Consider the following 18954-nt stretch of genomic DNA (forward strand, 5'->3'; position numbering starts at 1 on the left):
GAACATAATCTTTCTGCTAAATGGCTGAAAAGACTGCTGGCACACTTTGCTGAATGCGGTGGCGAGGCGATGGAAGTCGCCCAGTGTCAGCAGGCACCCAATGAGCGCGCGCAGCTGGCGACTTATGCTCGCCAGTTCGGCCTGACAGGGTCGCAGGGCTCTGATTTCCATCAGCCCTGCGCGTGGATTGAACTGGGGCGCAAGCTTTGGTTACCGGCAGGCGTTGAGCCGGTCTGGCAGCTCTGGGAACAGCCGCAGCAAATTGAAGAGAGGGAAGTATGAGTCAGTTTTTCTATATTCATCCGGATAACCCGCAGCCACGTCTGATCAATCAGGCCGTGGAGATCGTCCGCAAAGGCGGCGTGATTGTTTACCCGACCGATTCTGGCTACGCGCTGGGCTGCAAAATTGAAGACAAAGGGGCGATGGAGCGTATCTGCCGTATTCGCCAGCTTCCGGACGGCCATAACTTTACGCTGATGTGTCGCGATCTCTCTGAGCTGTCGACCTATGCGTATGTTGATAACGTGGCGTTTCGCCTGATTAAAAACAACACGCCGGGTAACTACACCTTCATCCTGAAAGGGACGAAAGAGGTTCCGCGCCGCCTGTTGCAGGAAAAACGGAAAACCATCGGGATGCGCGTACCGTCGAACCCGATCGCGCAGGCGCTGCTGGAAACCCTCGGCGAACCGATGCTCTCGACTTCGCTGATGCTGCCGGGAAGTGAGTTTACCGAGTCCGACCCGGAAGAGATCAAAGATCGTCTGGAGAAGGTGGTTGAGCTGATTATTCACGGCGGCTATCTTGGTCAGCAACCGACCACCGTGGTCGACTTAACCGAAGATGCGCCAGAAGTGATTCGTGAAGGCGTGGGCGATGTTAAGCCTTTCTTGTAGAGGTGTAAGCAGATATACTACGCGGCCATCAAAGCAGGGCCAGGCCCTCTTTTGACCTGATTCGACGCCTGTGAAGGCGACACCTGAGGAAGCTCAATGAGCGAGAAGTTACAGAAAGTGCTGGCGCGCGCCGGCCACGGTTCGCGCCGTGAAATCGAAGCCATTATTGAAGCGGGCCGCGTGAGTGTGGACGGTAAAATCGCCACGCTGGGTGACCGCGTAGAAATCGTACCGGGGCTCAAGATCCGCATCGACGGTCATCTTATCTCCGTGAAAGAGTCTGCTGAACAGATTTGCCGCGTGCTGGCTTACTATAAGCCGGAAGGCGAGCTGTGTACCCGCAACGACCCGGAAGGTCGCCCGACGGTGTTTGACCGTCTGCCTAAACTGCGAGGTGCGCGCTGGATTGCCGTGGGTCGTCTGGACGTTAATACCTGCGGCCTGCTGCTATTTACCACCGACGGTGAGCTGGCAAACCGTCTGATGCACCCAAGCCGTGAAGTGGAACGTGAATATGCCGTGCGTGTCTTCGGCCAGGTTGATGAAAATAAACTGCGCGACCTGTCGCGTGGCGTTCAGCTGGAAGACGGTCCTGCAGCGTTTAAAACCATCAAATTTACCGGTGGTGAAGGGATTAACCAGTGGTACAACGTCACCCTGACAGAGGGGCGTAACCGCGAGGTGCGTCGTCTGTGGGAAGCGGTAGGGGTTCAGGTTAGCCGCCTGATTCGCGTTCGTTACGGTGACATTCTGCTGCCAAAAGGTCTGCCGCGTGGCGGCTATACCGAACTGGATCTGACCCAGACCAACTACCTGCGCGAGCTGGTGGGGCTCACGCCGGAAACCACCTCAAAAGTGGCGGTGGAGAAAGATCGTCGTCGTATGAAGGCGAACCAGATCCGTCGTGCGGTGAAACGCCATAGCCAGGTGAACAGCAGCAACCGTCGCTCTGGCAGCCGGAATAACAACGGTTAATCTAAAAGCCCGGTGAACGCACCGGGCTTTTTTCTTTAGTAATCAATCCCAGGCTGCGCTTTGATACCTGCATCAAATGCATGCTTGACCGGACGCAGCTCGCTGACGGTATCTGCCAGTTCCAGTATATCCCGATGACACCCACGACCCGTGACGATTACCGTCTGATGTGCAGGGCGGTTTTTCAGTGCATCCAGCACGGCATTCAGCGGCAGGTAGTCGTAGGCGACCATATAGGTGATCTCGTCCAGTAGCACCATATTGAGCGTCGGATCGGCCAGCATTCTTTTGGCGTGCTCCCAGACAGCAAGGCAGGCTGCGGTGTCGGTTTCCCGGTTCTGCGTGTCCCACGTAAAACCGGTTGCCATCACCTGAAACTCAACGCCGTGAGGTTCCAGCAAATTGCGCTCCCCATTGGGCCATTCGCCTTTGATAAACTGGATTACGCCCACTTTTTGCCCGTGTCCGACGGCGCGGGTGGCGGTGCCGAACGCGGCGGTGGTTTTGCCTTTGCCGTTGCCGGTAAATACGATGACGATCCCTCGCTCGTCCTGGGCTGACGCAATGCGCGCATCAACCTGTTCTTTCAGACGCTGCTGGCGCTGCTGGTGACGTTCTTCACTCATTGCGAAATCCCCGGTTTACGGCCCGGTTGGGCATCAAAAGTCATTCCGGTTTTGCGACGGCTGTCGTCGCCCATTAGCCAGAGATAGAGTGGCATAATATCGGCCGGGGTTTTCAGCTTCTGCGGATCTTCTGTCGGGAACGCGCTGGCGCGCATTTTGGTGCGTGTTCCGCCCGGATTAATGCAGTTTACGCGCAGATGGCGGCTCTGATATTCCTCCGCCAGCACCTGCATCATACCTTCGGTCGCAAATTTAGAGACAGCATATGCCCCCCAGTTTGCGCGCCCCTCACGGCCTACGCTGGAAGAGGTAAAGACCAGAGAGCCTGACTCGGATTTGAGTAATAAAGGAAGTAAGGCCTGGGTGAGGAAAAAGGTGCCGTTGACGTTAACCTGCATGACCTGCTGCCAGATATCAGGATCCTGCTCATCCATTGGACGAACTTCGCCTAACAACCCGGCGTTATGCAGCACACCGTCCAGACGTGGATAATGGGTGCTGATACGTTGGGCTAATTCCTGACATACCGCTGGCGTACAGGTCAGTAAATCAAGAGTATACCAGGGGGCCGGTATGCCACCTGCCGCTTCAATTTCCTGAGCGACACCTTTGAGTTTTTCTTCGTTGCGACCGATCAGAATAACGCTCGCGCCATATTCAGCATATGTCAGGGCCGCTTCGCGACCAATACCCGCGCTGGCACCGGTGACAAGAATGATCCGGTTCTGCAGCAGGTTTTTTTGCGGTTGATAGTGCACGGTGACTCCTCAGGCGCACGGTGACTCAATGGCGCCTTCATAATGACTTTTCGGCTTTATGCCCGAATTAGCGTGAGAATTCAATCAGTCTACAGGACGTATTACTGTAAAATTAACAATTTGCAAATATTTAAACCGCCGGGCGGGGATTCCTGAAGATGGCTCGCACAGGTAATGTCACGGGCGAGACGCAAAGGCAGGGCTGTTGTACACTGCCGTGAAAGATTCGTGGTTAAATCAAGGTGGAACGCGTGGAATTACTTTCTCAATATGGGTTGTTTTTGGCTAAAATCGCGACGGTGGTGATTGCCATTGCGGTCGTTGCCGTTCTGATTGTCAATCTCACGCAGCGCAAACGTCAGCGTGGGGAGTTACGCATTACCCGTCTGAGCGAGCAGTACAAAGAGATGCAGGAAGACATGTCCCTCTCACTGCTTGATAGCCATCAACAGAAGGCATGGCTGAAGGCCCAGAAGAAAAAGCACAAGCAGGAAGCCAAAGCCGCAAAGGCGAAAGCTAAGCTTGCAACGCCACAGTCTGACGCGAAGCCTCGCGTCTATGTACTCGATTTTAAAGGCAGTATGGATGCGCATGAAGTCGCTTCGCTACGGGAAGAGGTGACTGCCGTTCTGGCCGTGGCCACTCTGCAGGATCAAGTGGTGGTGCGTCTTGAAAGCCCAGGCGGCGTTGTGCACGGCTACGGACTGGCCGCTTCTCAGCTACAGCGTCTGCGAGAAAAGCAGATCCCGCTTACCGTGGCGGTAGATAAAGTCGCGGCAAGTGGTGGCTATATGATGGCCTGCGTGGCGGACAAAATTGTTGCGGCACCGTTCTCCATCATTGGCTCTATCGGCGTGGTCGCACAGATCCCAAACTTTAACCGTTTTCTGAAGAATAAAGAGATTGATATCGAACTGCACACGGCGGGTCAGTACAAACGTACCCTGACGCTGCTGGGGGAAAATACGGAAGAAGGGCGCCAAAAATTCCGTGAGGATCTCAACGAAACGCACCACCTGTTTAAAGATTTCGTACACCGTATGCGCCCAACGCTGGATATTGAGCAGGTCGCGACAGGCGAACACTGGTACGGTATTCAGGCGCAGGAAAAAGGGCTGGTTGATGAAGTGGGGACCAGCGACGATCTGCTGCTCAACCTGATGGACGGAAGGGAGCTGATAGGCGTGCGGTTCACCCAGCGTAAGCGCCTGATGGACCGATTTACCAACAGTGCAGCGGAAAGCGCAGATCGCCTGCTGCTTCGCTGGCTACAGCGCGGACAAAAACCGCTGCTGTAAGCAAAAACGCGAGGCATATGCCTCGCGTTTTGCATTAATCGACCAGGTGATATTTTTCAGAAAGCGTATGCGCCAGGTATTTAAACATATTAAACACAGCGGTGCTTTTTGGGGTGGGTAATCCCTGTTCGTCAAGGAAGTATTCGCCGCTGAAAACCAGCACGCCATTACGCTGCTCTACACCGGTGGCTTCAATGCCCGCCAGGGTATCTTCATGGTCACGGATAAGCTTATTTGCTTCGATAAGCAGAGAGGCTCGGTCAATAGGTTGGGTCGTATTCTGCATAATCCACTCCTTAAACAGTGACAATAGTCTACGCCGGGGCCGTTTTGGGGGCAAATTTTCCCTGTTTTGTGAGGGGATAAGATACAGGGGGCAGGTTGGCGGGATTTGCTTTTGCATGCTAATAAAGTTGCGTAACGAATTTTATCAGGTAGAGTGTGCGCTTTCGTCATTCTGGCAACAGAATTGCTTGACATTCGACCGGGAACTCGTCACGAATTATACGAGGTGTGAGAAAAATACCCGATAACTCAATCACCTGGGCGTCTTTCCTCAGACACCCGGTAGGACAAAGGGGTTGATATCTCCTGACGCAGCCGCAATATCATTGGCTCGTCGTCAGCGGAAGGGAAATCAACGTGCGGCGTATTCCTGGAAGAATTAAATTAGGTAAAGGTGAATATGGGTAAAGCTCTCGTCATCGTTGAGTCCCCGGCAAAAGCCAAAACGATCAATAAGTATCTGGGTAATGACTACGTGGTTAAGTCCAGCGTGGGTCATATCCGCGATTTGCCGACCAGTGGCTCAGCCAGCAAAAAGAGCGCAGACTCTACCTCCACCAAAGGGGCTAAAAAGCCTAAAAAGGATGAACGTAGCGCGCTTGTCAACCGCATGGGTGTTAACCCATGGCACAACTGGGATGCACAATACGAAGTGCTGCCCGGAAAAGAGAAAGTCGTTAACGAGCTGAAGCAGCTGGCTGAAAAAGCAGACCACATTTATCTCGCAACCGACCTTGACCGCGAAGGGGAAGCCATTGCATGGCACCTGCGGGAAGTGATCGGGGGCGATGACAAACGCTACAGTCGCGTAGTGTTTAACGAAATTACAAAAAATGCGATTCGTCAGGCGTTTGAGAAGCCTGGCGAGCTGAACATCGACCGTGTCAACGCCCAGCAGGCGCGTCGCTTTATGGACCGCGTTGTAGGCTATATGGTCTCTCCACTGCTGTGGAAAAAGATTGCCCGTGGCCTGTCCGCAGGACGTGTGCAATCCGTCGCCGTGCGTCTTGTCGTTGAGCGTGAACGCGAAATTAAAGCCTTCGTGCCGGAAGAATTCTGGGAAATTGACGCCAATGTGACCACGCCGGGCGGTGACGCTCTGCCACTGCAGGTGAGCCATCAGAACGATAAGCCTTTCCGTCCTGAAAACCGTGACCAGACCATGGCTGCCGTCGCGTTGCTGGAAAAAGCACGCTATCAGGTGCTGGAACGTGAAGATAAACCGACCAGCAGTAAACCTGGCGCGCCGTTTATCACGTCTACCCTGCAACAGGCGGCGAGTACGCGCCTTGGCTATGGCGTGAAGAAAACCATGATGATGGCCCAGCGCTTGTATGAAGCGGGTTACATCACCTACATGCGTACTGACTCAACGAATCTGAGCCAGGATGCGGTAAACATGGTACGCGGTTATATCAGTGATAACTTCGGTAAAAAATACCTGCCGGAAAGCGCCAATCAATTCGCCAGCAAAGAGAACTCTCAGGAAGCGCACGAAGCGATTCGTCCTTCTGATGTCTCTGTGTTAGCCGAGTCGCTGAAAGATATGGAAGCCGACGCCCAGAAGCTGTATCAGCTGATCTGGCGTCAGTTTGTCGCCTGTCAGATGACGCCTGCGAAGTATGACTCCACGACGCTGACCGTCGGTGCGGGCGACTTCCGTCTCAAAGCGCGCGGTCGTATCCTGCGTTTCGACGGCTGGACAAAAGTCATGCCTGCGCTGCGTAAAGGTGATGAAGACCGTACGCTGCCAGCGGTGAACAAGGGAGATGAGCTCTCTCTGGTTGATCTCGTTCCTGCTCAGCACTTCACCAAGCCGCCTGCGCGCTTTAGTGAAGCGTCGCTGGTGAAAGAGCTGGAAAAACGCGGTATTGGTCGTCCATCGACCTACGCGTCAATCATCTCGACGATCCAGGATCGCGGCTACGTTCGAGTTGAAAACCGTCGTTTCTATGCGGAAAAAATGGGTGAGATCGTCACCGACCGTCTGGAAGCTAATTTCCGCGAGTTGATGAACTACGATTTCACCGCGCAAATGGAAGACAGCCTCGACGAGGTTGCCAGCCATAAGGCGGAGTGGAAGAAGGTTCTCGACAGCTTCTTCAGCGACTTTACCAACCAGCTTGAAAAAGCGGAGAAAGATCCTGAAGAGGGCGGCATGCTGCCTAACCAGATGGTTCTGACCAGCATCGACTGCCCAACCTGCGGCCGCAAGATGGGTATTCGTACGGCAACCACGGGCGTCTTCCTCGGCTGTTCCGGCTATGCGCTGTCGCCAAAAGAGCGCTGCAAAACCACCATCAACCTGGTGCCGGAGAACGAAGTTCTCAACGTGCTGGAAGGTGAGGATGCGGAAACCAACGCTCTGCGTGCTAAACGCCGCTGCAAAAAATGCGGCACGGCGATGGACAGCTACCTGATCGATCCTAAACGTAAGCTGCACGTCTGCGGTAATAACCCAACGTGTGACGGGTATGAGATTGAGGAAGGTGAATTCCGCATTAAAGGCTATGACGGCCCGATTGTGGAGTGCGAGAAGTGTGGCTCTGAAATGCACCTGAAAATGGGGCGTTTCGGGAAGTACATGGCGTGCACCAACGACGAGTGTAAAAACACGCGCAAAATTCTGCGTAACGGTGAAGTGGCTCCGCCGAAGGAAGATCCGGTTCCGTTGCCAGAGCTGCCGTGTGAAAAATCCGACGCGTACTTCGTGCTGCGTGATGGTGCTGCGGGTGTCTTCCTGGCGGCCAACACCTTCCCGAAATCGCGTGAAACACGTGCGCCGCTGGTAGAAGAACTGCACCGATTCCGTGACCGTCTGCCAGAAAAACTGCGTTACCTGGCCGATGCGCCACAGCAGGATCCTGAAGGCAATAAGACGGTGGTTCGCTTTAGCCGTAAAACGAAGCAGCAGTACGTGGCGGCAGAGAAAGAGGGCAAAGCGACCGGCTGGTCCGCCTTCTTTGTCGATGGCAAATGGGTTGAAGGCAAGAAATAAGCTTGCCTGACCGTCACTTATCAGTGAAAGGGCCGGACTTCCGGCCCTTTTTTATTACCTTATTATTATTTTTTGTTCCGTACTATACAGTCAGGCTATAAATGATATAGTGGTTATAGTTAACCCATTTCTTATTATCAAATCGTCTTAAGCGATTGACCGCGTGCGCTAAATCGGATGGTCTGGCATGAAATTACAGCAGCTTCGTTATATCGTTGAGGTGGTGAATCACAACCTTAATGTCTCTTCTACTGCCGAGGGGCTATATACCTCGCAACCGGGCATCAGCAAGCAGGTTCGCATGCTGGAGGATGAATTAGGTATTCAGATTTTCGCCCGTAGCGGTAAGCACCTTACGCAAGTGACGCCAGCGGGGCAGGAAATTATTCGCATTGCGCGTGAAGTCCTCTCCAAAGTCGATGCGATTAAATCTGTTGCAGGAGAACATACCTGGCCAGATAAAGGCTCGCTGTATATTGCCACCACGCACACCCAGGCGCGCTATGCATTACCTGGCGTCATTAAGGGCTTTATCGAGCGTTATCCGCGCGTCTCTTTGCATATGCATCAGGGGTCACCGACGCAAATCGCTGAAGCGGTGTCGAAAGGGAATGCCGATTTTGCCATCGCGACGGAAGCGCTCCACCTGTATGACGATCTGGTAATGCTTCCGTGCTATCACTGGAACCGATCGATCGTAGTGACTCCCGATCACCCGCTGGCGGGGAAAGGGTCGGTGACGATTGAAGAGCTGGCGCAATATCCGTTAGTCACCTATACGTTTGGCTTTACCGGACGTTCCGAGCTTGATACTGCGTTTAACCGTGCCGGGTTAACCCCACGCATTGTCTTTACCGCTACCGATGCCGACGTCATCAAGACTTACGTACGGCTTGGTCTGGGCGTGGGCGTTATTGCCAGCATGGCGGTCGACCCGGTGTCAGACCCTGATCTGGTACGTCTTGATGCACACGATATTTTCAGCCACAGCACCACAAAAATTGGCTTCCGTCGCAGTACCTTCCTGCGTAGCTATATGTATGATTTTATTCAGCGCTTTGCCCCGCATTTAACGCGTGACGTGGTGGATACCGCCGTTGCATTACGCTCAAATGAAGATATTGAAGAGATGTTTAAAGACATCAAACTCCCCGCAAAATAATCACACCCGGTATCTTTCCCTAACGGAAAGATACCGAAATACCGCCTTAAAGCTAAATTAGAATTATCATCATCTGCGCTCTCCCTGCCATATATTGTCATTATCCTTTTATTTTGTATGGTTTTAATGTCGTGAATTGGCGACAAAAATAGAAACTAATTAACGGCTACGCAAATTTTTCTTTTCAAATATTTATTTGTGGTCAAAAGAATGAATATTTCATACCTCCGGATGCGTAAATTCACTGGCTTTTCGGCTAAAGTTTCTTTAGGATTTATCTCAACAGATGATTAATTGTACCAATTGTTTGGTCCTAAATGATAAGCGATATCGATTGTATGAGGTTAGCAATGCCTTCAGGAAGTGAAGAACCGCAAAGGGATCCTGCGCTCAAGCGTAAAGCCTGGCTGGCGGTCTTTCTCGTCTCCGCCCTGTTCTGGCTGATGGTTGCTCTCCTGGCCTGGAAATATTGGGGTTGAATATGGCAGTGACGGTACGTACAGAAACGGTAAAACAGATGTGTCAGCGTCATGACACTGTCCATAAAGGACGTAAGGCTCCTGCGACAGTTGTGCCTGCATCCTGGAAACTGACGCCGCAGCAGCAAGCCTTTATTGATGTGTTCGCGGAAGACGAACCCAAAAAACAATAATTTAGTTTTTTGCGTAATGATGCATTGGGTCTGAATAACGACTATGCACCTTTGTACTCTTTAATAAATACACATCAGCAATATCGCACTGAGGACCTGCCTCGGAATGTTTAATAAATAATGCCTGGTGTCCCTATGATGAATAACATGACGTCTCACAAATACTGGTCATGGATTGGCGTGTTTACCCTGTCGATCCTGTTCTGGAGTCAGCTCATCTGGCTGGCCATCCGCTAAATGATAAAACCTCGCTGCGGCGGGGTTTTTTGTTTTGACGTCCTCTGGACCATTCCTAAATTTATCAATTCGGGTTGTTATCAAAACGTTACGACATCTTTGTGTTATCTTTAATTACGGCCCTGATGATTGTCAGGACATCTCTGTAATTAAGGAGGAGCTTATGTCGTTAACCCTACGCGAAGCCAGTAAGGACACATTACAGGCAGAAAATAAAACCTGGCATTACTATAGCCTGCCGCTGGCTGCCAGAACGCTTGGGGACATTTCGCGTTTACCCAAGTCCTTGAAAGTTCTGATGGAAAACCTCTTGCGCTGGCAGGACGGTGATTCCGTCACGCTCGATGATATCCAGGCTCTGGCGGGGTGGCTGAAGCATGCCCATGCCGACAGAGAAATTGCCTACCGCCCGGCAAGGGTCCTGATGCAGGACTTTACCGGTGTACCTGCCGTGGTGGATCTCGCCGCGATGCGCGAGGCGGTTAAACGCCTCGGCGGCGATACGGCCAAAGTGAACCCGCTTTCCCCCGTTGACCTCGTGATTGACCACTCCGTGACCGTTGACCATTTCGGTGATGACGATGCCTTTGGCGAGAACGTCCGTCTGGAGATGGAGCGTAACCACGAACGTTATGTTTTCCTGAAGTGGGGCCAGCAGGCATTCAGCCGCTTTAGCGTGGTTCCACCGGGCACGGGTATTTGCCACCAGGTTAACCTTGAGTATCTTGGTAAAGCCGTCTGGAGCGAATTACAGGACAAAGAGTGGGTGGCTTATCCGGATACGCTGGTGGGTACAGATTCCCACACCACCATGATTAACGGCCTCGGCGTGCTGGGCTGGGGTGTCGGCGGAATCGAAGCGGAAGCCGCCATGCTCGGTCAGCCGGTCTCCATGCTGATTCCGGATGTCGTGGGCTTTAAGCTGACAGGAAAACTGTCAGAAGGCATTACCGCGACCGATTTGGTACTCACCGTTACCCAGATGCTGCGTAAGCATGGGGTGGTGGGTAAATTTGTTGAGTTCTACGGGGACGGGCTGGATTCGCTGCCCCTGGCTGACCGGGCGACCATTGCCAACATGGCACCAGAATATGGCGCAACCTGTGGCTTTTTCCCAATTGATGACGTCACGCTGGAGTACATGCGTCTGAGCGGACGCAGCGAAGAGCAGGTGGCGCTGGTAGAGGCCTATACCAAAGCGCAGGGCATGTGGCGCAATCCGGGCGATGAACCGGTATTTACCAGTACGCTTGAGCTTGATATGGGCAGCGTTGAGGCAAGCCTAGCCGGGCCAAAACGTCCGCAGGATCGCGTCGCGTTGACAGACGTGCCGAAAGCCTTTGCCGCCAGCAATGAGCTGGAAGTCAACGTGGCGAAGAAAGACCATCGTCCCATCGACTATGTATTGAACGGCCATCAATATCAACTTCCGGACGGGGCGGTTGTGATTGCCGCCATCACATCCTGTACCAACACCTCAAACCCCAGTGTTTTAATGGCGGCCGGTCTGCTGGCGAAAAAAGCGGTTGAACTGGGTCTGAAACCTCAACCGTGGGTCAAAGCCTCGCTGGCGCCGGGCTCCAAAGTGGTTTCGGATTACCTGGCGCAGGCTAAGCTGACGCCTTATCTTGATGAGCTGGGCTTTAACCTCGTGGGGTATGGCTGTACGACCTGCATTGGTAACTCCGGTCCGCTGCCTGAGCCCATTGAAACGGCGATCAAGCAGGGCGATTTGACGGTAGGCGCCGTTCTTTCCGGCAACCGTAACTTTGAAGGGCGTATTCATCCACTGGTGAAAACCAACTGGCTTGCTTCGCCGCCGCTGGTGGTGGCCTATGCGCTGGCCGGGAACATGAACATTAACCTGGTGACCGATCCGATTGGTCACGACCGCAAGAACGATCCCGTCTACCTGAAAGATATCTGGCCGTCCTCGCGTGAAATTGCGATGGCCGTTGAAAAGGTCTCTACCGAGATGTTCCGCAAAGAGTATGCGGAGGTCTTCGAAGGCACGCCGGAATGGAAAACCATCAATGTCGTGGGGTCGGACACCTATGACTGGCAGGATGACTCGACCTATATTCGTCTGTCTCCGTTCTTTGATGAGATGCTCGCCGAGCCTGCGCCGCTTAAAGATATTCATGGGGCGCGCATCCTGGCCATGCTGGGGGATTCTGTCACCACTGACCATATCTCTCCGGCGGGGAGTATCAAAGCCGACAGCCCGGCGGGCCGTTATTTGCAAAGCCGTGGAGTGGAGCGCCGCGATTTTAACTCCTACGGTTCGCGCCGCGGTAACCATGAAGTCATGATGCGGGGCACGTTTGCCAACATTCGCATTCGTAATGAAATGGTTCCGGGGGTGGAAGGGGGGATGACGCGCCATCTGCCGGGGACGGACGTCGTGTCGATTTACGATGCAGCCGTGAAATATCAACAGGAAGGTACGCCGCTTGCGGTGATTGCCGGGAAAGAGTACGGTTCCGGTTCCAGCCGTGACTGGGCGGCGAAAGGGCCGCGGCTGCTGGGCGTTCGTGTGGTGATCGCCGAGTCGTTTGAACGTATTCACCGCTCGAACCTCATCGGCATGGGGATCCTGCCGCTTGAGTTCCCGCAGGGCGTAACCCGTAAAACGCTGGGGCTGACCGGAGAAGAGCAGATTGATATTAGTGGTCTGCAAAACCTGCAGCCGGGTAAAACGGTGCCGGTTAAGCTGACGCGAGCTGACGGGAAGACGGAGGTACTGGACTGCCGGTGCCGTATTGATACGGCAACCGAATTGACCTACTACCAGAACGACGGCATTTTACACTATGTGATTCGTAAGATGCTCGATTGATAAAAAAGCCCGGCGCTTATGCCGGGCTTTTTACTTTCACTCTTTCAGCAGATGGCCCATCTTGGCGGCTTTAGTATCAAGATAGTGGGCATTTTTCGGGTTGCGGCCAACAATCAGCGGCACACGTTCGACAATGTTGATTCCCGCTTCGGTGAGGATTTCCACTTTTTTCGGGTTGTTCGTCAGCAGACGAACCTCGTCGACGCCCAGCAGCTTGAACATGTCCGCACACAGGGTGAAGTCACGTTCATCGGCGGCAAAACCGAGCTGATGGTTGGCTTCTACCGTATCGTAGCCCTGGTCCTGCAGCGCGTATGCGCGGATTTTATTCAGCAGGCCAATATTACGGCCTTCCTGACGGTGATAGAGCAACACACCGCGGCCTTCTTCGGCAATATGAGAAAGGGCAGCTTCCAGCTGGAAACCGCAATCACAGCGCAGGCTGAACAACGCATCGCCGGTCAGACACTCCGAATGGACGCGGGACAGCACCGGCGTCTGCCCTGAAATATCGCCGTAGACCAGCGCAACATGATCCTGTCCGGTTGCCAGTTCTTCAAACCCCACCATCAGGAAATCGCCCCATGGGGTTGGCAGTTTGGCTTCTGCCACACGTTTAAGCTGCATGTGATTCTCCAGAGTAGGCTGACACGTTTCGTGTCTTGCGCCTGTTTTACTTTCTGTATCTGTTCATTTTGCCACAAGCTCAGCACGTTCGCCTAATGGGCACCATGCTATATGAACGTTAAACGCACGATCCGACATCTCCACCCATCGGATGAATTTCAGTTATGATTGTGAGGCTTAGCGTAAAAGGAGAAGACATGCTTTCAATCGCCAGACGTACGGCAGCAGGCGCGGCCATTTTACTGATTATGCCTTTGACCGTATGGGTCTCCGGCTGGATGTGGCAGCCCGGGCAGAATGCCACGTGGCTGAAAACGTTGTACTGGGTAACGGAGACGGTCACGCAACCGTGGGGAATTATCACCCATATCATTCTCTGTGGCTGGTTCCTGTGGTGCCTGCGTTTTCGTCTGCGCGCGGCGCTGATGCTCTTTGCTATCCTGGGTGGCGCGATTGTTATTGGTCAGGGCGTTAAGTCCTGGGTGAAAGACCATGTTCAGGAGCCACGACCGTTTGTCGTCTGGCTGGAAAAAACACACCATATTCCGGTAGATGAGTTCTACAATTTAAAGCGTAAAGATCGCGGTGCGCTGGTGAAAGAACAGCTTACGGAACAGCAGGATATTCCGAAGTTCTTGCGTAAACATTGGCAAAAAGAGACGGGCTTCGCGTTTCCTTCCGGCCACACGATGTTTGCGGCCAGCTGGGCGCTGTTGGCTGTTGGGCTGCTTTGGCCACGACGTCGAACGGTTACCATCGGGATATTACTGATCTGGGCAACGGGAGTGATGGGCAGCCGCTTGCTGCTGGGGATGCACTGGCCACGGGACCTGGTGGTCGCTACGCTGATCTCATGGCTGCTGGTGACGCTGGCAACCTGGCTTGCAGAACGACTCTGTGGCCCGCTTACGCCACCGCCTGAAGAGAAAGAAGAAATCGCCGAAAGGGAGCAAAGCGACGCCTGACGGTTGATATTGCGCATTTCGCCCATAAATCCATGACGTGTGCGTCACTTTTTCCGTTTCGCGCCCGTCGCTAAAATGGTAGTTTATAAGGCTGATTGCGGTAAGTTGAACACACTTTATTCGCTTGAACCACATAACGGGAAGTAATGTGAAATATTTACTCATTTTCTTACTGGTATTGGCGATTTTTGTCATTTCAGTCACATTGGGTGCACAAAACGATCAACAGGTGACGTTTAACTATCTGCTGGCGCAGGGCGAGTATCGCGTATCAAGTCTGCTTGCGGTCTTGTTTGCCGCAGGCTTTGCCATTGGCTGGCTGGTTTGCGGTCTGTTCTGGCTGAAAGTCCGTGTTTCTCTTGCACGCGCTGAACGTAAAATTAAACGACTTGAGCATAACATTGCGCCTGCGTCCGACATTCCGGAAAGCTCTGGTGTGCCGGTCGTAAAGGAATAATCGACGATGCTGGAGTTGTTGTTTCTGCTTTTGCCTGTAGCCGCTGCCTATGGCTGGTATATGGGCCGCAGAAGTGCGCAACAAACAAAGCAGGATGAGGCTAACCGTCTCTCTCGCGACTACGTTGCGGGGGTGAACTTCCTCCTGAGTAATCAGCAGGACAAAGCGGTAGACCTGTTCCTCGATATGCTGAAAGAGGATACGGGGACCGTCGAAGCCCATCTCACGCTCGGTAACCTGTTCCGCTCGCGTGGCGAGGTTGACCGTGCCATCCGTATCCACCAGACCCTTATGGAAAGCGCCTCGCTGACCTACGATCAACGTCTCCTCGCGGTCCAGCAGCTGGGGCGCGATTACATGGCTGCCGGGCTGTACGACCGCGCTGAAGATATGTTCTCGCAGCTGATTGATGAAACGGATTTCCGTATCGGTGCGTTGCAGCAATTACTGCAAATTTATCAGGCCACCAGCGAATGGCAAAAAGCCATTGATACTGCCGAGCGGCTGGTGAAGCTGGGTAAAGATAAGCAGCGTGTTGAGATAGCCCATTTCTACTGTGAACTTGCCCTTCAGCAGATGGGCAACGACGACATGGACAAAGCCATGGCGTTGCTGAAGAAAGGTGCAGCAGCAGATCGCAATAGCGCGCGTATCTCTATCATGATGGGACGCGTTTTTATGGCGAGTGGCGATTACGCCAAAGCCGTTGAAAGCCTGCTTCGGGTGATTGACCAGGACAAAGAGCTGGTCAGTGAAACGCTGGAGATGCTGCAAACCTGCTATCAACAGCTGGGTAAGCAGGAAGAGTGGGTAGCATTCCTGCGCCGTTGCGTGGAAGAGAATACCGGCGCGACCGCAGAGCTGATGCTCTCAGACGTGGTTGAGCAGTACGAAGGGTCCGACACCGCGCAGGTGTATATTACCCGTCAGCTACAGCGTCATCCGACGATGCGGGTATTCCATAAGCTGATGGATTACCACCTGAACGACGCAGAAGAAGGGCGAGCCAAAGAGAGCCTGATGGTGCTGCGCGACATGGTCGGCGAGCAGGTGCGGAGTAAACCGCGCTACCGTTGCCAGAAGTGTGGTTTTACCGCGTATACGCTTTACTGGCATTGTCCTTCCTGCCGAGCCTGGTCCACCATCAAGCCAATCCGTGGTCTTGACGGCCAGTAATTTTTTTAAAACACCCCATTTTAGTTACAACATACTGATGGTTTATACCCCTTCCTTAACACCGTGCGGTGTGCCAGCCTGGCAGGGGCGCAAATGGATTCTGTCAATTTGCGGCGGCGGCAGGTAGAATGCTGGCCGTTTATCTGTTCCGCGCCGCTGCGCGCCCATAGACGAAAAGGGCTGGTCATGACGTCTGTTACTTCCTCCACTTCCCACGTTATTACGGATTCTCCTGTTGTTGTCGCGCTTGATTACAATAAGCGTGACGCTGCACTGGCCTTTGTCGACGGTATCGATCCTCGCGATTGCCGTCTGAAAGTTGGTAAAGAGATGTTCACGCTGTTTGGACCGCAAATCGTCCGCGATCTGCAGCAGCGTGGTTTCGATGTCTTCCTCGATCTCAAGTTCCATGACATCCCGAATACCACGGCGCACGCCGTTGCCGCCGCCGCAGAGCTGGGTGTATGGATGGTCAACGTCCATGCGTCGGGCGGGGCGAGAATGATGACTGCCGCCCGTGAAGCCCTCCTGCCGTTCGGGAAAGATGCGCCATTGCTGATTGCGGTGACCGTATTGACCAGTATGGACGAAAGTGATTTACGCGATCTTGGCGTGACATTGTCACCTGCCGAACATGCCGAGCGTCTTGCGCGTCTGACGCAGAACTGCGGGCTGGATGGCGTCGTCTGCTCCGCACAGGAAGCGGTGCGCTTCAAATCAGAACTGGGCAAAGATTTTAAACTGGTCACGCCGGGTATTCGTCCGGCTGGCAGCGACGTGGGCGATCAGCGCCGTATTATGACGCCTGAGCAGGCGCTGGCTGCTGGTGTGGATTATATGGTTATCGGGCGGCCAGTAACGCAGTCTGCTAACCCGGCAGAGACGCTTAAGGCAATCAACGCATCACTGAAAAAGGGGGCGTAATGACCGATTCCAACAGTCGTCTGGTCTACTCAACGGAGGGCGGGCGCATAGATGAGCCTAAAACGAAAGTTGAACGTCCGAAGGGCGACGGTATTGTGCGTATCCAGCGTCAAACCAGTGGACGAAAAGGGAAAGGGGTTTGCCTTATCTCAGGAATTGACCAGGATGATGCTGAGCTAACAAAACTGGCGGCTGAGTTGAAAAAGAAATGTGGCTGCGGTGGTGCCGTGAAAGACGGCATTATCGAAATTCAGGGTGATAAACGCGATTTAATTAAATCGCTGCTTGAAGCAAAAGGCATGAAAGTCAAACTGGCAGGCGGTTAAAATAAATGAGCCACGGCAAATGCCGTGGCTCGTGATATATACGTGCGTAAGTCAGACCTGAAATGCGACGCTAAATCGCGATGTCGGGAAGGCTTATAAAATAGTTATTTGCCAACCTGGTGACCGATAATACCACCGACAGCAGCGCCACCCAATGTACCCAGCGTGCTACCATCTGTTAAGACTGCACCACCGAGTGCACCTGCACCGGCACCAATGGCGGTGTTACGGTCACGTTTAGACCAGTTAGAGCATGCGCTCAGGGACATTGCTACAGTGATTGCCAGAACAGCGGCGGCTAATTTTTTGCTGGTTAAGGTCATAATACTTTCTCCTGAATTATCGATTCACGGAAAGAGGTACACGTTAAGTATAGACAAAACGAATACCTAATTCTTTTTTCCGTGAAAGCTGGTCGCGCAGGCGTTACGTAATCACGCAAGTGATAGTCACTTCCTGTTATATCGCTAACATTAATTTTACGACTTTAATGCGGGTTAAACAGGTAAAAACTCTTAAAGGGGGGTTAGGAATCGTCTCAGACGAAGGGATATGCAGGCGCCCGAATGACGGGCGCGAAATGGACTCAGGCGGACGTTTTAATAATATCGACAATCAGACCGTCTTCTTCCAGCTTATTACGATGCTCGTCACTTAACCGTTCGTCGGTAATGACGCGACTGAAGCGTGAGACGGGACCCATTGTGTAAGGATGGACGGCGCCAAATTTGGAACTGTCAGTGAGCACAATGGCTTCACACTCTTTTTCCAGTACGGCATTCACCACGTCAGTGCGCATCATATCCCGGCCGGTGAAACCTGTTTCCGGCTGCCAGCCGTCAATGCCGATAAAGGCCTTACTGAAATGCACCTGCTGAACATATTGCCGGGTCAGCGGGCCCACCATGCTTTCACTTTTCTTTTGGTAAATGCCACCCAGCAAAATGACCTCACAGCGCGTCTCTTTGAGTAAATGGGCGATATAGCTGCTGACAGTGATGATAGTCACGTCTTTTTGTTCCGCGAGCGTCCGTGCCAGAAGGGCGTTGCTGCTGCCGTTTTCAATAAAGACCGTCTCGCCAGGGTTTACCAGTGATGCGGCAAACTCTGCCAGTTCACGTTTAAGCGCGTAGTTATTCATCATGCGCGTCTCAACGTCGTCGCTGTCCAGCGGCACGGCATAACCATGCGCACGGCGCAGGTAACTCTGTTTTTCCAGCAGATTAAGATCCTGACGAATGGTGACTTCGGAGACGCCGGTGGTTTTAGCGAGATCGACCACGCTTACACGCCCCTGATCGATGACCATCTGCAAAATGAGTTGTTGTCGGGAATTCATAGCATCCATTTAATAAAGCGAAACGAGGTCGGAAACGGTGGGATTACACTTCCCACGGCGCTTTTGGCTGTTTGTTTTCGGGGGCGTTGTCAGCGCCATTCTGAGCAAGAAGTTCAGACTTCAGGATCTCGAGATTACGGATCGCAGAGTGATAATCACCCGCCACCAGAATATCCAGCACGGTATCAATACGTTGTGCTACAGCTTGTGGATCAATAGTAGACATAATCTCTCCCCGGGAGCGAAAAGTGAATAATTTCAATGATGCAGAAAATGGGGTCAAAAGAGAAGGGAAAAAATGCAATAACGAAATTACATAAATGAAAGTGATAAATTTATTCCCCCTCATATAGCAGGCTTAATCGGTGGATTAGTCTAAAACTGCGCGCAAGGCGCTTTTTTATATGAGGA

Annotated in this window: 22 protein-coding genes; 15 read left to right on the forward strand and 7 right to left on the reverse strand. The window is 52.9% G+C overall.

Translation table 11 applies throughout. From position 1 onward, the window contains the following. The 3 genes from L977_RS19610 to rluB all read left to right on the forward strand — a co-directional run. Positions 1–282, forward strand: a 282-nt coding sequence (locus L977_RS19610; RefSeq protein WP_047626720.1) for an S-adenosylmethionine tRNA ribosyltransferase, incomplete at its 5' end; no start/stop codon positions are given. Next, positions 279–899 (forward strand): L-threonylcarbamoyladenylate synthase, encoded by a 621-nt coding sequence (locus L977_RS19615; RefSeq protein WP_003856793.1) that lies wholly within the window; start codon positions 279–281, stop codon positions 897–899. The genes L977_RS19610 and L977_RS19615, both read left to right, overlap by 4 nt. Positions 900–995: 96 nt before the next feature. After that, the gene (gene rluB, locus L977_RS19620) at positions 996–1874 is read left to right on the forward strand and encodes a 23S rRNA pseudouridine(2605) synthase RluB (RefSeq protein WP_014884095.1); all 879 of its coding nucleotides are present in this window, start codon (positions 996–998) and stop codon (positions 1872–1874) included. A 35-nt stretch (positions 1875–1909) separates the two neighbouring features. On the opposite strand, the gene cobO is transcribed toward rluB, so the two are convergent. Together cobO and L977_RS19630 are read right to left on the reverse strand one after the other, a co-directional pair. Then, positions 1910–2500 (reverse strand): cob(I)yrinic acid a,c-diamide adenosyltransferase, encoded by a 591-nt coding sequence (gene cobO, locus L977_RS19625; protein ID WP_023337380.1) that lies wholly within the window; start codon positions 2498–2500, stop codon positions 1910–1912. Then, positions 2497–3258 carry a YciK family oxidoreductase gene (locus L977_RS19630; RefSeq protein WP_014884093.1) on the reverse strand — a complete coding sequence of 254 codons (762 nt, stop codon included), beginning with the start codon at positions 3256–3258 and terminating at the stop codon, positions 2497–2499. The genes cobO and L977_RS19630 overlap by 4 nt, the downstream gene beginning before the upstream one ends. A 251-nt stretch (positions 3259–3509) precedes the next feature. Here L977_RS19630 and sohB point away from each other — a divergent pair, with 251 nt between their 5' ends. Further along, positions 3510–4556, forward strand: coding sequence for a protease SohB (sohB, locus tag L977_RS19635; protein WP_045135521.1), 1047 nt, complete (start codon positions 3510–3512; stop codon positions 4554–4556). Positions 4557–4590: 34 nt separating this feature from the next. Here the strand turns inward: sohB and L977_RS19640 are convergent, their stop codons facing one another. Next, a complete protein-coding gene (locus tag L977_RS19640) occupies positions 4591–4842 on the reverse strand; it encodes a YciN family protein (protein ID WP_003856804.1) in 252 nt (83 codons plus the stop codon). A gap of 399 nt (positions 4843–5241) precedes the next feature. Here L977_RS19640 and topA point away from each other — a divergent pair, with 399 nt between their 5' ends. From topA to acnA, 6 genes are all read left to right on the forward strand, one after another. Continuing rightward, positions 5242–7839, forward strand: coding sequence for a type I DNA topoisomerase (gene topA / locus L977_RS19645; RefSeq protein ID WP_023330550.1), 2598 nt, complete (start codon positions 5242–5244; stop codon positions 7837–7839). 187 nt (positions 7840–8026) lie between these two features. Then, positions 8027–9001 carry an HTH-type transcriptional regulator CysB gene (cysB, locus tag L977_RS19650; protein ID WP_006175683.1) on the forward strand — a complete coding sequence of 325 codons (975 nt, stop codon included), beginning with the start codon at positions 8027–8029 and terminating at the stop codon, positions 8999–9001. A gap of 338 nt (positions 9002–9339) precedes the next feature. Then, positions 9340–9480 (forward strand): YmiA family putative membrane protein, encoded by a 141-nt coding sequence (locus L977_RS23350; RefSeq protein ID WP_213391151.1) that lies wholly within the window; start codon positions 9340–9342, stop codon positions 9478–9480. A 2-nt stretch (positions 9481–9482) separates the two neighbouring features. Next, positions 9483–9653 carry a hypothetical protein gene (locus L977_RS24795; RefSeq protein WP_032629003.1) on the forward strand — a complete coding sequence of 57 codons (171 nt, stop codon included), beginning with the start codon at positions 9483–9485 and terminating at the stop codon, positions 9651–9653. Positions 9654–9791: 138 nt separating this feature from the next. Beyond that, positions 9792–9890, forward strand: a complete 99-nt coding sequence (gene ymiC, locus L977_RS25115) for a small membrane protein YmiC (RefSeq protein WP_014884088.1) — start codon at positions 9792–9794, stop codon at positions 9888–9890. Positions 9891–10053: 163 nt separating this feature from the next. Beyond that, on the forward strand, positions 10054–12729 hold the full coding sequence (gene acnA, locus L977_RS19655; RefSeq protein WP_023338386.1) for an aconitate hydratase AcnA: 2676 nt from the start codon (positions 10054–10056) through the stop codon (positions 12727–12729). Between the two features lie 36 nt (positions 12730–12765). On the opposite strand, the gene ribA is transcribed toward acnA, so the two are convergent. Next, positions 12766–13356 (reverse strand): GTP cyclohydrolase II, encoded by a 591-nt coding sequence (ribA, locus tag L977_RS19660; RefSeq protein WP_008501210.1) that lies wholly within the window; start codon positions 13354–13356, stop codon positions 12766–12768. A 197-nt stretch (positions 13357–13553) separates the two neighbouring features. On the opposite strand from ribA, the gene pgpB reads away from it, so the two are divergent. The 5 genes from pgpB (at position 13554) to yciH (ending at position 17204) form a co-directional block, all read left to right on the forward strand. After that, entirely contained in the window at positions 13554–14321 is a 768-nt protein-coding gene (gene pgpB / locus L977_RS19665) for a phosphatidylglycerophosphatase B (RefSeq protein ID WP_023330548.1), read from the forward strand. A 148-nt stretch (positions 14322–14469) separates the two neighbouring features. Continuing rightward, a complete protein-coding gene (locus tag L977_RS19670) occupies positions 14470–14778 on the forward strand; it encodes a LapA family protein (protein ID WP_014884085.1) in 309 nt (102 codons plus the stop codon). Between the two features lie 6 nt (positions 14779–14784). Continuing rightward, the gene (gene lapB / locus L977_RS19675; protein ID WP_047626728.1) at positions 14785–15954 is read left to right on the forward strand and encodes a lipopolysaccharide assembly protein LapB; all 1170 of its coding nucleotides are present in this window, start codon (positions 14785–14787) and stop codon (positions 15952–15954) included. A gap of 186 nt (positions 15955–16140) precedes the next feature. Further along, positions 16141–16878 carry an orotidine-5'-phosphate decarboxylase gene (gene pyrF, locus L977_RS19680; RefSeq protein WP_047626731.1) on the forward strand — a complete coding sequence of 246 codons (738 nt, stop codon included), beginning with the start codon at positions 16141–16143 and terminating at the stop codon, positions 16876–16878. Continuing rightward, complete coding sequence (gene yciH / locus L977_RS19685) at positions 16878–17204, forward strand: stress response translation initiation inhibitor YciH (RefSeq protein WP_023337376.1); 327 nt, start codon at positions 16878–16880, stop codon at positions 17202–17204. The genes pyrF and yciH overlap by 1 nt, the downstream gene beginning before the upstream one ends. Positions 17205–17308: 104 nt before the next feature. On the opposite strand, the gene osmB is transcribed toward yciH, so the two are convergent. The 3 genes from osmB to L977_RS19700 form a co-directional block, all read right to left on the reverse strand. Beyond that, on the reverse strand, positions 17309–17527 hold the full coding sequence (osmB, locus tag L977_RS19690; RefSeq protein ID WP_008501216.1) for an osmotically-inducible lipoprotein OsmB: 219 nt from the start codon (positions 17525–17527) through the stop codon (positions 17309–17311). Positions 17528–17790: 263 nt separating this feature from the next. Next, on the reverse strand, positions 17791–18543 hold the full coding sequence (yciT, locus tag L977_RS19695) for a DNA-binding transcriptional regulator YciT (protein WP_014884081.1): 753 nt from the start codon (positions 18541–18543) through the stop codon (positions 17791–17793). A gap of 43 nt (positions 18544–18586) precedes the next feature. Next, positions 18587–18769 carry a YciZ family protein gene (locus L977_RS19700; RefSeq protein WP_014884080.1) on the reverse strand — a complete coding sequence of 61 codons (183 nt, stop codon included), beginning with the start codon at positions 18767–18769 and terminating at the stop codon, positions 18587–18589. Positions 18770–18954: the final 185 nt, after the last annotated feature.

It is taken from the genome of Enterobacter sp. ZOR0014 (assembly GCF_000798855.1).
Classification (GTDB): domain Bacteria; phylum Pseudomonadota; class Gammaproteobacteria; order Enterobacterales; family Enterobacteriaceae; genus Enterobacter; species Enterobacter kobei.